Source organism: Rhizobium sp. P1_E6, assembly GCF_056405875.1.
Genome location: NZ_JBFUBG010000078.1, coordinates 21,303 through 32,232, shown reverse-complemented (window position 1 = coordinate 32,232; position 10,930 = coordinate 21,303). Strand labels below are relative to the sequence as shown.

Genomic DNA, 10,930 nt, shown 5'->3' with positions numbered 1-10,930 from the left:
ACCGCCCACTGTCGGTCATCAAGCCAGAATTCTCCTGCCATGATTCAAACTCCCACTATTACCGAAGTGAATCATACAGAGATAATTTAATCAATAGTTTGATTGGGTTTTAACCCTAGAGTGCTTTGACCTTCCCGGCCCGTCAATCGCATTTTCTGGAAATGAGGCAGCGAACGGGGCAAATTGCTGGACGCCGGGGATATGTCCGAGAGATCTCGGCGCCCCGCTTGCCTTCGACGGTCATGCGCGAGTTCGCATGGTACGGCTGCCAATTGGCTGGCTGAGCCCTCGCATTTGCCCTACGGATATGCGAGCCATTTGGAACGATATCGCCATTGCCTCTGGAAGGCATTGACGCAGGCGAATACCTCATAGGCATCCAGCGTGGGCTGGCGATACAAGGGACTGATACCCATATAGGCGTCAGCGAAGCGCAGCTGACGATTTCCGTCCACCTCGCGCATTTGGAAAGGACATCTCTATGACAACAGAACGTGCGGTACTTGCTGGCGGCTGCTTCTGGGGAATGCAGGACCTTGTTCGCCGGTTGCCTGGCGTCGTTTCAACGCGTGTCGGTTACTCGGGCGGCGAAGTGCCCAACGCCACCTACCGCAATCACGGCAATCACGCCGAAGCGATCGAGATCATCTTCGATCCGCAGAAGACGAGCTATCGCGATATCCTGGAGTTCTTCTTCCAGATTCATGATCCGTCGACCCGTAATCGGCAGGGCAATGATATCGGTGCGAGCTATCGATCGGCAATCTTTTATGCGGATGAAAACCAGCGGCGGACGGCTGAAGATACGATCGCCGATGTGGATGCTTCCGGCCTCTGGCCAGGCAAGGTCGTGACGGAAGTCGTTCCCGTCAGCGATTTCTGGGAAGCCGAACCGGAGCATCAGGATTATCTCGAGCGCATTCCGAATGGCTATACATGCCATTTTGCCCGCCCCGGCTGGAAATTGCCGAAGCGGCAGGCAAACGTCGCTTAAGCTCGCTCTTCAGTTCGTCAAATTGACCCGATCTCATGAGCGGTGGCCTCTCGGCCGCCGCTTTTCTTTTTAAACCGTTCGATCCGAGCTAGGCAGCCGCACCACAGGCCCGCCGGAGATCGTGCATTTATCCGCCGAAAACCTGCCCAGCAATCGTTCGCCGCTCGCCTATGCGCAGACGCAATCGCTGGCGCCGCAGCGGCTTCGCGATTGAGACCACGCAAGCGTCTGGACTGAGGGGCTTTTCTGCTCTTCGAAGCCTGATGGAAGATAGGACATTACCCGCTCGTCTCGGTCCGATACCGCATGCCGAGTTGAAAGCCGCCGCAACCTGCCTCTAGCTGGAGGGGGCGCGTGTCCAGTGCGGACGGGTCGACGTCGTCGGTTGCCGCCGGCAAAGTGACTAGACATCCCAACGTCAGAAGTTTAGTAGGTGCCCCGCTAACCGGTCGCAGCCCACCCGGTTCAACAAAACAAGGGATCCCAAAGATGAAAACACTCGTCGTCTGCTCAGGCGGACTCGACTCCATTTCGCTTGCCTACAAGATTGCGGCGAACCGCAAACTTATCGGCCTCATCTCCTTCGACTACGGTCAACGGCACGTCAAAGAGCTGGAATTCGCAGCTCTTTGCGCGCGAAGGCTCGATGTGCCACACGACATCATAGACATATCGAACGTGGGCAAGCACCTGACGGGCTCGGCCCTCACGGACGATGTCAAGGTTCCTGACGGCCACTACGCCGAGGAGACGATGAAGGCGACGGTCGTGCCGAACCGCAACGCCATCATGCTGTCGATCGCGTTCGGGCTCGCTGCTGCTCGTCGCGCAGACGCCGTAGCAATTGCAGTCCATGGCGGGGATCACTTCATCTACCCCGACTGTCGGCCCGGGTTCATTTCGGCATTCGAGGCGATGCAACAGCGTGCCCTTGAGGGATACGCCGACGTCAGGCTGATCGCTCCCTATGTGAACGCGACGAAGGCCGATATTGTCGCTGATGGTGCGAAGCACCTGACGCCTTTTGAAGAGACATGGTCTTGTTACAAAGGCGGTGATCTCCATTGCGGCAGATGCGGAACATGTGTCGAACGCCGCGAAGCCTTCCATCTCGCCGGCGTCGAGGATTCGACCGTTTATGACGATCCGGATTTCTGGATCACTGCGACGGCTGGGTCCAAGGCAGAAGAGGCAAAGTGATGTACCGGATCACCAAGGAGTTCCATTTTTCCGCTTCGCATCAGCTATCCCACCTTCCTGATGACCATCAGTGCGCGCGTCTGCACGGCCATAACTACATCGTCGAGGTCGAGCTTGCGGCCTCAGAATTGAACGAGGATGGCTTTGTCCGCGATTATCACGAGCTTTCGCCGCTCAAGCGATACATCGATGAAACCTTCGATCATCGGCACCTCAACGATGCGTTGGGCCATGACCGGGTGACGTCCGAATGGCTCGCCAGGCACTTTTACGACTGGTGCAAGCAGCGCCTGCCGGAAACCTCCGCTGTCAGGGTAAGCGAGACCCCGAAGACATGGGCGGAATATCGCCCATGACAGGCAGGGAGCAAAAGATCCGCATCAGCGAAATCTTCGGGCCGACGATCCAGGGGGAAGGGCCGCTCATGGGAGTTCCGACCGTTTTCGTCAGAACGGGCGGCTGCGACTATCGCTGCGAATGGTGCGATACYATGCATGCGGTCGACAGCGCCTTCCGCGACGAGTGGACGCCAATGTCGGTCGACGATATCTGGTCGAACGTGGAATCGCTCTCTCAAGGCTGTCCCCTGACGATTTCCCTGTCTGGTGGAAACCCGGCGATCCAGCCGCTCGGGCCGCTGATTGCTCGAGGAAAGCGCGATAGCTATCAATTCGCCTTGGAAACGCAGGGGTCAATTGCGCAGGATTGGTTTGCAGCGCTGGATCATTTGATCCTCAGTCCCAAACCACCGTCCAGCCGTATGGTGTTCAACCCTGACGAATTGAGGGACTGCGTGACGGCGGCTCGCAATGGTCCGAGGATCGCAATGAAGATCGTCATCTTCGATGAAGACGACTATGCGTTTGCAAGGTCTGTTGCGAAAGACTTCAAAGAGCTTCCGATCTTCCTGCAACCCGGCAATCACACGCCGCCGGTGGGTGACGAGCCATCGATCGACGTCGAAGGAATTCTCAACCGCATGCGCTGGTTGGTCGACAGGGTCACCTCGGACCGGTGGTTCGATGCGCGCGTTCTTCCGCAGCTCCATGTCCTGCTCTGGGGAAACATGCGGGGTGTGTGATCACCTTTGAGGAAGGTCAAGGCCTGCCGCGCAGGAGCAGGAGTGCCGATCTGACGCCGGTCCTCCCGAGGGATCGTGGCGCCCATTGGTACCTGCAGGCGCTCGGAGGCTTCGACCGCTTCTCCGCGATCGGAAGCTTGAGCAGGCCCTTTTTTATTCTCTCATCCGGCGCGAAAGTCCGGGGCAAAGGCTTATTTTAGCATTGCCTGCGGCATGGGGTAGCAGTCCGTGAGCTGCCGCTAAATTGACCTTATTGCTCCGCGATTTTGCTCGACCGGGTGCCGAAACTCTCGATGCATCCGGTATGGCGCATACCCCCGTGCGCCATGCAAATCGGAGGAGGAAAACATGCACAGATTTGCTTCCCTGGCGGTCGCCGCGGCACTTGGGCTCGGCGCCTTCATTGCCGCATCAAGCGCCGATGCGATGACCATGCAGGACTGCAGTGCCAAATATAAAGCAGCGCAGGCAGCCAATAGTCTCAACGGCATGAAATGGAACGACTTCCGCAAGGCGCAATGCGGAGCCGATACTGCTGCAGCAACGCCGGTAAAGCCCGGCGCAGCGACGCCCGCAAAGCCGGCTGCAACCGACGAGCCGACGACCGCCAATACGGAAAATGCCGCCGAGCCCGCGCCCACCAAGGTCGCGGTCCCGAAGGGCGTGGTCTTCCCGACCAAGGTTGATGCAAAATATGCGAGCGAGACGCCCGGCAAGGGTCGGATGCATACCTGTCTCGATCAGTACAATGCCGACAAGGCGAACAACAGCCTGAATGGCCTGACCTGGATCAAGAAAGGCGGCGGCTACTACAGCATCTGCAACAGCAAGCTCAAATCCTGAGATCTCGCAACGTGTGGAGGGGCGCCGCGGCGATGTGGCGCCTCATCGCCATGCAAGGAGGATGTGATGAGCTTCTTCGACGATATCGGCAGCCTCCTCGGTAACGACATCAACAGTCATCCGGGCGGCCTCAGCGGCTTGATGTCGGACGCCTTCACCGATTTCGGCGGGCTTGACGGCGTCGTCGCCAAATTGAACGAGGCCGGTCTCGGTCCACGCGTCAACTCCTGGCTCGGCCGTGGCGACAACATGCCGATCACCCCGGACGAGATCCGTTCTGCGCTGTCCAGCGAGTATCTTGGCAATATCGCCCAGCGGCTCGGCGTGCCGGCCGACCAGGTCGCCAATATCCTGGCGCAACACCTGCCCGCTGCCGTCGATCAGGCCAGCCCCAACGGCGCCTTGCAGACATCCTGACCGCCTGCTGCGGCCGATGCAGGATTGCTTTTTGTTGTCAGCCGCCGATTGCGGCTGGAGTTTTATTGCGTGAGGGCCGCGAGGCCCAGCGAGATTGGCGTTCTCAGAGGCCGAGGCCGACCGTCTCGGTGCGATGGACGCCTTTCGGCACGAAGGAAAAACAATCGGCAACGCCGAGGTAGTTCGCCGCCAGGTGGATGACGGAAAGCCACATCTCGGTTCCCTGCAGGCTCGGAACGGCTCCATCGGCGAACGGGAATCCCTGGCCGTCCTGCCATCGCTCCAAAGCTCTGAATATGATCTTGCGGGCGATATCCTCGCCGTCGCGTCGCCGATAGTCGGTTTGCCTCGCGATAAGGAGGAGCGGGTGGATCGTGTCGAGCAGATTGCAGGCGGTATATTCCGCGCCGATAAAACCCTTGTGATTGCGGTAGTTCAGGACAACGGTTTCGAAGGACTTCTGCGCGTCCGGAAGTGGAATGCCGAACTGGGCGTAGGTGCCACGCGTCAACCGATAGAAGCCGTTGACGGGCTGCAGCCATCCTTCGGCCGCCGTCGGCTCGCCCCACAGGCCGGTCGTGCGACCGACGTTCCGTGTCAGCCAGTCGAACAAGGCGTGCCGAGGCTGCTCCACGTCGAAATACCTCGCGTTGAAATACATCGCCGTGCCAATGGCGTCGACCACGCTGCCGGCGCTCCAGGCGGATGTCTTCCACGGCAGGCCTGCGAGCCACCGATCGAGCTCGTCGGCGTCGAGCTGGACGGCCCGGATGGCATGAGGTGGACGAGATCCGAGAACTTCAAGAGCGTAGCCGACGGAGAGCACGTTATACAACGCCTTCGGGTCGTCCCTGAGCTTAGTCCCTGCCCGATGCGCATTCGGCTCCGGAAAGAGGCCGGTCTCGCCGTCCTGCAGGTTTTGGAGCCGCTCGACTGTCTGCGATCGATCCAGCCCTGGTGGCAATTCCCCGAAGCCTGCCGCGATCTCGATTGCGTCACACAGATGCCGCGCTGCGGGTCGCTGCACGCCATCCGCTTCCAGCGATTCATAGGCGTCGGCTGTCTTCCATCGCTTGAGGATATCACGCCATTGATCCTGCGCCTTGCTGCCGAGTTTTTGCAGGCAGTCTTCGACACTTCCGACGCCCGACGACTGAGGGGTCCCGCCCCTGAGGCGGATGACGCGTGCGGGCACRCCGCCCGCGATCGCCAGTGGCGGGATTTCTCCAGCCACGACCGCGCCGGCAGCAATCACCGCGCCGCTGCCGATGACGGCCCCATCCAGGACGACGGCATTGGCCCCGATCCAGACGTCGTCGCCGATCGTGATTCCGGCAGTCGTTACCTTCTGGCGATGGATCGGCACGGTGGGATCGTCGAAGCCATGGTTGAAGCCGACGATCGAGGCGTGCGATGCGATCCGAACGCCGTTGCCGCAGGTCACTCTACCCGAAATGCAGGCATAGGGGTTGATGGTGCAATCGTCTCCCAGAGTGATATCGCCTCTGACAAGCGCGTGGCCGGCGATCCATGACCGCTCGCCCATCTTCAGGCGATCGGTAAAGACGGCGGCATGCTCGGCGATGTAGGACGTGTCGCCGAGCTCGGCCCCGCAGGCCCTGCGAAGCTCTGCCTTGCGCTCGAGATGAGCCGGATGGCGCAGGTCGGAAGCGATATGCTCCCAAGGCAGGAACTGGAGTCTGCGCGCTTCTTCCCGGTCTTCCAGCGCCGCGTTCGGATTATTGGCCTGATCCATCTCTCGTCCTCGGGGCGGCTCAGCCGCCGAATATGCGCTTGCCTTCCGACATGAGCTGTTTGGCGGCGTCGGACGGCGTTATCTGCGCGAAGGCCAGGCTGTCGGCGGTCGCCGTCAGAACCTGCTGAGAAAACTCGGCCGCGCCGATCGGTATTGCCGGCGGATACGGCCCAACCCTCTCCTTCAACGAGACGATGTAATCAATCGTCTGCTTTGACACTTTGTCGCCGGTCGCCGCGACGTCGCCCTGGATCTTCGTATTGACAGGAACACCACGCTCGGTTCCGAGAGCATGTCCCGCATTTGCGTCGTTGACGAAGAAGTTGATGAACTTGGCTGCCGTCTCCGGCGACTTCGACCAGGGCGATATCGACCATAGCGTCGAGGGCCGGTAAAACAACCCCGAGCGACCTGCGGCGTCCTGTACCGGAAGAGAGCCGATGGTCATCTCGGATTTTGCGAGCGCGGTATAGCCCGCAAGCTGATTGGAATAGGCAAAGGCCATGACGGCATTGCCACTCGCCACGGGGTTGGTCTCGATATTTCCCTTGTCGAGAGCCTGGATGTCGGCGGTGACACAGCCGCCGGCCTTTGCCATCTGATCCCAGTAGTCGAACCATTCAGCGGCGTCGGCCTCTTCGAAGCCGAGGTGGCCATCCTGCGTGAAGAGTGCCTTTCCGCGCTGTCGCAGCCAGACTTCGAATACGAAACTATACCGGGCGCCATTGCTCACCGCGAAGAGATTGCCGGAGCCGGAAGCTTTCTTGAAGTCCGTGCAGATCGTCTTGAACTGCTCCCATGTCGTCGACGCTGTGGGTGCCGGTACGCCGGCCTTTTCCAGCGCCGTCTTGCCGACCATCAGGGCAGCGGCGTTCAGGGACGTCGGAATGCCGGTCAGCTTGCCATCCACGGTGCCGAGATCCAACGCGCCGGGTGAGAAGTCCTGTGACTTGATAACGCTGTCGTGGAACTGAGTCAGGTCAAGAGTGGCGCCACGCCGGGAATAATCGGCGAAGGTCACAGGTTCCAGAGCGAAGACGTCGGGCACGTTGCGGCCGGCCACCATCGTGCTCAGCTTCACCCAATAGTCCGACGTTGCGACCTGACCGGTGAACGTCACGCCGGGGGCTGACGTTTCGAACTGCTTGATGACCTCGCCGGTCCGTTTTGCACGGTCGGGATTTCCCCACCAGAATACTCTCAGAGATTCCTCGGCGGCACGTGCGCCAGGAATGTCGATCAGCGCCGCGGCGATGGCGCTCGCCATAAACTCTCTACGTCTCAGCATCTTCCCCTCCCAGGTCAATGCCGCCCGCTTGATGCGGCGACAGGACAACGATAGACGAAAAAATGATGCTGGAAAGAAAAATTTCGTAATTAGCGAAAATTTCTACGCTGTATGGCAGCGCCGGACCGCCCGTGATAAATCTCGATCGAGGAGAACCCTGATGACACGCAGATCGAGAATCTCTGACATTGCCGAAGCCGCAGGCGTTTCCATCGCCTCGGTGTCAAAGKCTCTCAACAACAGGTCCGGGGTTGGAAACGAAAGCCGCGAACGCATCCTGGAAGCGGCCGCCCGTCTTGACTACAAGCACAAGACAGCCGATGTCGCCGACGCCTTTCCATCCGGTGTCGCGGTCGTGACGACGGCAGCCCTCTACCTGAACTCGCAGTTCTATGAAGGGGTCATTCAAGGGGCGCTGGACGCCGCCAAGGAAGCAGGCGTGCTGGCGAAGGTGCACCTGATGACACCTGATATTGAAACCGGCAGCGTCAATGTCGAAAGGCTGGTTGCCGACGACGGCGCCTGTCTGCTTCTTGTCGGCCTCGACCATCCGGTATTGATCGAACAGGTTGTCAGAAGTCATGCGCCTGCCGTCATCCTGAATGGGATCGATAGGACGATGCGTCTTTCCTGCGTTCTTCCCGATAACAGGTCCGCGGGTTGGCTGGCGACCACCCGGCTTCTGTCGGAAGGCCACACGGAGATCGTGCATGTCAGCCGGCTATTCCGGACCTCGCTCAAGGAACGATTCGACGGCTTCCGTGATGCGATGCAGGAGGCTGGAATCGCGATCGATCCCGATAGGCATCTGTTCGACCTTATGGCGGCCGGAGTCCTGGAGCCCGGCATGGTGAATGCCTTGACCGACGCGATGCAGAAAGGTCGCTACGCGAAGGCGACTGCTTTCGTCTGCAGCAACGATATCATGGCGCTCGGCGTGATCGACGCGCTTCGCGCGCGGGGCAGCAGCATTCCGCGCGACTACTCCGTCATCGGCATGGATGACATCTCCATCGCCCAGCACAGCAATCCAGCTTTGACGACATTGAGGATCGAACGCGAAGAGCTTGGTCGCGTCGGATGGGAAATGCTGAGGGAACGTGCGCTCAACAGCCAGGCGAGGGTGCGGCGTATTGGAATGGCCGTCAGGATCATCGAGCGCGGGACTGTCGGTCCTCCGCGGGATTATCTTCGTTCGCAGAAGTAGGTGTGGATTATCTCGCGCTCCTATTAAGCCGTCATATCGCGCGCTGTGCCGTGCCAATCGCCAAGCTCGAATATGGCGTTATCGCCGACAGCGGAAGCTGGAAATAAGGCGGCCGAATAAGTAGGCATATCCGCTTTAACACCAGAGAACCATAGGGAGCAAATACCGCCTTGACGGCGAATAATCTTTGAGAAATGCTAAGATGTCAGACCAATTTTGAGGTCGGCTGCCTTAGACAAGAACTTGGGGAACCATGAAGGCAAATGGTAGCGACAGGCCGGTAATCCGGCCGCTTCCGGCGATGGACCGCGCGCGTCAGGTGACCGATGCGCTGGCACATTATGTCGAGGATGCCCGGCTTCAGGCGGGCGACCGCCTGCCGGCGGAGCGCGAGCTGATGGCCGCACTTGCCGTCGGGCGCTCCACCATTCGCGAGGCGATCCGGCATTTTCAGGCGCTCGGCGTCATTGAGACGCGCAAGGGTAGCGGAACCTACCTGCTGAAACCGGTTTCCAGAGATACGATTCATATGCCGCTGTCGTTCGAGACGCCGCATCTGCGCGATGTGTTGCTGCAGACGCTGGAGGTTCGCCGCGGTATCGAATGCGAGGCGGGCATGGTCGCGGCGAGGCGGCGCACGGCGAAGGACCTCATCGTCATCGAGGAAAAGCTCGATGAAATGGAACGGGTGCATATCGCCAAAGGCGCTTCCGGACCGGAAGATCTCGCTTTCCACCTCGCCGTCTACGACGCCACCCACAATCCCCTGTTCCGCCAGCTTCTCGAACAGATGCGCGAGACCTTCGAGCGTTTCTGGACGCATCCTTTCGACAGGCAGGATTTCGCCCGCCGGTCCTTCCCCTTTCACCGAACCCTTTTCAATGCCATCGCCGCCCAGGACACCGAGGCGGCGCGGCGTGAGACATTGAAAATCCTCGACGTGGTCGAGGAAGACATCAAGGAAATGTCCCGATGACTGACGGCCTCGAACCGTTCGACCTTGCTTCGCTGATCACCGCCCATGACGAAGGCAACTTCGCCGAAGCCGTCGTTCCGCCGATTTTCCAGACCTCGCTTTTCACCTTTTCCGACTATGACGACATGATCGCTTCCTATCGCGGCGAAAAGGTGCGGCCGATCTATACGCGCGGTCTCAACCCGACCGTGCGCATGTTCGAGGAGATGCTGGCAAAGCTCGAAGGCGCCGAGGATGCGCTGGGCTTTGCAAGCGGCATGGCGGCGATCTCGTCGGCGGTGCTTAGCTTCGTGGAGCCGGGCGACCGCATCGTCGCCGTCAAGCATGTCTATCCCGATGCCTTCCGTCTGTTCGGCACGATCCTGAAGCGCATGAAGGTCGAAGTGACCTATGTCGATGGCCGCGACGAGGAGGCTGTCGCCAAGGCGCTGCCGGGCGCCAAGGTCTTCTATATGGAAAGCCCGACGAGTTGGGTGATGGAAGCCCATGACGTCGGCGCGCTGGCCGCGCTCGCAAGAAAGCATGGGATCGTCACCATGATCGACAACAGCTGGGCGAGCCCGTTCTTCCAGCGGCCGATAACGCTTGGCGTCGATCTCGTCATCCATTCAGCCTCCAAATATCTCGGCGGCCACAGCGATGTGGTTGCCGGTGTTGTTGCCGGCTCGAAGGAGATGATCGCCCGCATCAAGGCCGAATCCTATCCCTATCTCGGCGRCAAGCTGTCGCCCTTCGATGCCTGGCTGCTGATCCGCGGTTTGCGGACTTTGCCTTTGCGCATGCGGGCGCATGAGGCAGCGGCCACGACGATCGCGCAGCGCCTGCAGGCGCTCGACGTTGTCGAGCAGGTCTGTCATCCGGGCCTTACCAATCGCCTGCCCGCCGGCCTCAACGGTACGTCGGGCCTCTTCTCTTTCATATTCCGCGAGGGCATCGATATCAGAGCCTTCGCAGATCACCTCAAGCTTTTCAAACTGGGTGTAAGCTGGGGTGGACATGAAAGCCTGATCGTACCGGGCGAAGTTGTGCTGCAGCAGAAGGCACAGCCGAATTCGGCGCAAGCCTTCGGCATCAGCCCGCGATCTGTGCGCCTCCATATCGGCCTCGAAGGAACCGAGGCGCTGTGGAGGGATATCGAGGAGGCGATTTCCGTCGCCTCTTAACCGAA

At 59.9% G+C, this 10,930-nt stretch carries 11 protein-coding genes; 9 read left to right on the top strand and 2 right to left on the bottom strand.

The window, feature by feature from the left end:
* Positions 1-481: 481 nt before the first annotated feature.
* From msrA to AC1D35_RS27045, 6 genes are all read left to right on the top strand, one after another.
* A complete protein-coding gene (msrA, locus tag AC1D35_RS27070) occupies positions 482-994 on the top strand; it encodes a peptide-methionine (S)-S-oxide reductase MsrA (protein ID WP_113307891.1) in 513 nt (170 codons plus the stop codon).
* A gap of 489 nt (positions 995-1,483) precedes the next feature.
* Complete coding sequence (gene queC, locus AC1D35_RS27065) at positions 1,484-2,194, top strand: 7-cyano-7-deazaguanine synthase QueC (RefSeq protein WP_477940991.1); 711 nt, start codon at positions 1,484-1,486, stop codon at positions 2,192-2,194.
* Positions 2,194-2,550, top strand: a complete 357-nt coding sequence (gene queD, locus AC1D35_RS27060; protein ID WP_477940989.1) for a 6-carboxytetrahydropterin synthase QueD — start codon at positions 2,194-2,196, stop codon at positions 2,548-2,550. The genes queC and queD overlap by 1 nt, the downstream gene beginning before the upstream one ends.
* Positions 2,547-3,275, top strand: a complete 729-nt coding sequence (gene queE, locus AC1D35_RS27055; protein WP_477940988.1) for a 7-carboxy-7-deazaguanine synthase QueE — start codon at positions 2,547-2,549, stop codon at positions 3,273-3,275. The genes queD and queE overlap by 4 nt, the downstream gene beginning before the upstream one ends.
* A 348-nt stretch (positions 3,276-3,623) precedes the next feature.
* Positions 3,624-4,118, top strand: coding sequence for a hypothetical protein (locus tag AC1D35_RS27050; RefSeq protein ID WP_477940986.1), 495 nt, complete (start codon positions 3,624-3,626; stop codon positions 4,116-4,118).
* A gap of 66 nt (positions 4,119-4,184) precedes the next feature.
* Positions 4,185-4,535 (top strand): YidB family protein, encoded by a 351-nt coding sequence (locus AC1D35_RS27045; protein WP_477940984.1) that lies wholly within the window; start codon positions 4,185-4,187, stop codon positions 4,533-4,535.
* Between the two features lie 103 nt (positions 4,536-4,638).
* Here the strand turns inward: AC1D35_RS27045 and AC1D35_RS27040 are convergent, their stop codons facing one another.
* Both AC1D35_RS27040 and AC1D35_RS27035 read right to left on the bottom strand, forming a co-directional pair.
* Positions 4,639-6,291 carry an acyltransferase gene (locus tag AC1D35_RS27040; RefSeq protein WP_477940983.1) on the bottom strand — a complete coding sequence of 551 codons (1,653 nt, stop codon included), beginning with the start codon at positions 6,289-6,291 and terminating at the stop codon, positions 4,639-4,641.
* A gap of 19 nt (positions 6,292-6,310) precedes the next feature.
* Positions 6,311-7,579, bottom strand: coding sequence for an extracellular solute-binding protein (locus tag AC1D35_RS27035; protein WP_113307884.1), 1,269 nt, complete (start codon positions 7,577-7,579; stop codon positions 6,311-6,313).
* 160 nt (positions 7,580-7,739) lie between these two features.
* Between AC1D35_RS27035 and AC1D35_RS27030 the strand changes: the two genes are divergently transcribed.
* The 3 genes from AC1D35_RS27030 (at position 7,740) to AC1D35_RS27020 (ending at position 10,925) form a co-directional block, all read left to right on the top strand.
* The gene (locus AC1D35_RS27030; protein WP_477940980.1) at positions 7,740-8,786 is read left to right on the top strand and encodes a LacI family DNA-binding transcriptional regulator; all 1,047 of its coding nucleotides are present in this window, start codon (positions 7,740-7,742) and stop codon (positions 8,784-8,786) included.
* Positions 8,787-9,039: 253 nt separating this feature from the next.
* Positions 9,040-9,762 (top strand): FadR/GntR family transcriptional regulator, encoded by a 723-nt coding sequence (locus tag AC1D35_RS27025; protein WP_113296804.1) that lies wholly within the window; start codon positions 9,040-9,042, stop codon positions 9,760-9,762.
* Positions 9,759-10,925 carry a PLP-dependent transferase gene (locus AC1D35_RS27020; protein ID WP_477940977.1) on the top strand — a complete coding sequence of 389 codons (1,167 nt, stop codon included), beginning with the start codon at positions 9,759-9,761 and terminating at the stop codon, positions 10,923-10,925. Before AC1D35_RS27025 ends, AC1D35_RS27020 begins: the two co-directional genes overlap by 4 nt.
* The last annotated feature ends 5 nt before the right edge of the window (positions 10,926-10,930 follow it).

Bases quoted from the DNA above. Each gene is read 5' to 3' on its own strand.
- msrA (WP_113307891.1), top strand. From the start codon at position 482: ATGACAACAGAACGTGCGGTACTTGCTGGCGGCTGCTTCTGGGGAATG.
- queC (WP_477940991.1), top strand. From the start codon at position 1,484: ATGAAAACACTCGTCGTCTGCTCAGGCGGACTCGACTCCATTTCGCTT.
- queD (WP_477940989.1), top strand. From the start codon at position 2,194: ATGTACCGGATCACCAAGGAGTTCCATTTTTCCGCTTCGCATCAGCTA.
- AC1D35_RS27050 (WP_477940986.1), top strand. From the start codon at position 3,624: ATGCACAGATTTGCTTCCCTGGCGGTCGCCGCGGCACTTGGGCTCGGC.
- AC1D35_RS27045 (WP_477940984.1), top strand. From the start codon at position 4,185: ATGAGCTTCTTCGACGATATCGGCAGCCTCCTCGGTAACGACATCAAC.
- AC1D35_RS27035 (WP_113307884.1), bottom strand. From the start codon at position 7,579: ATGCTGAGACGTAGAGAGTTTATGGCGAGCGCCATCGCCGCGGCGCTG.
- AC1D35_RS27025 (WP_113296804.1), top strand. From the start codon at position 9,040: ATGAAGGCAAATGGTAGCGACAGGCCGGTAATCCGGCCGCTTCCGGCG.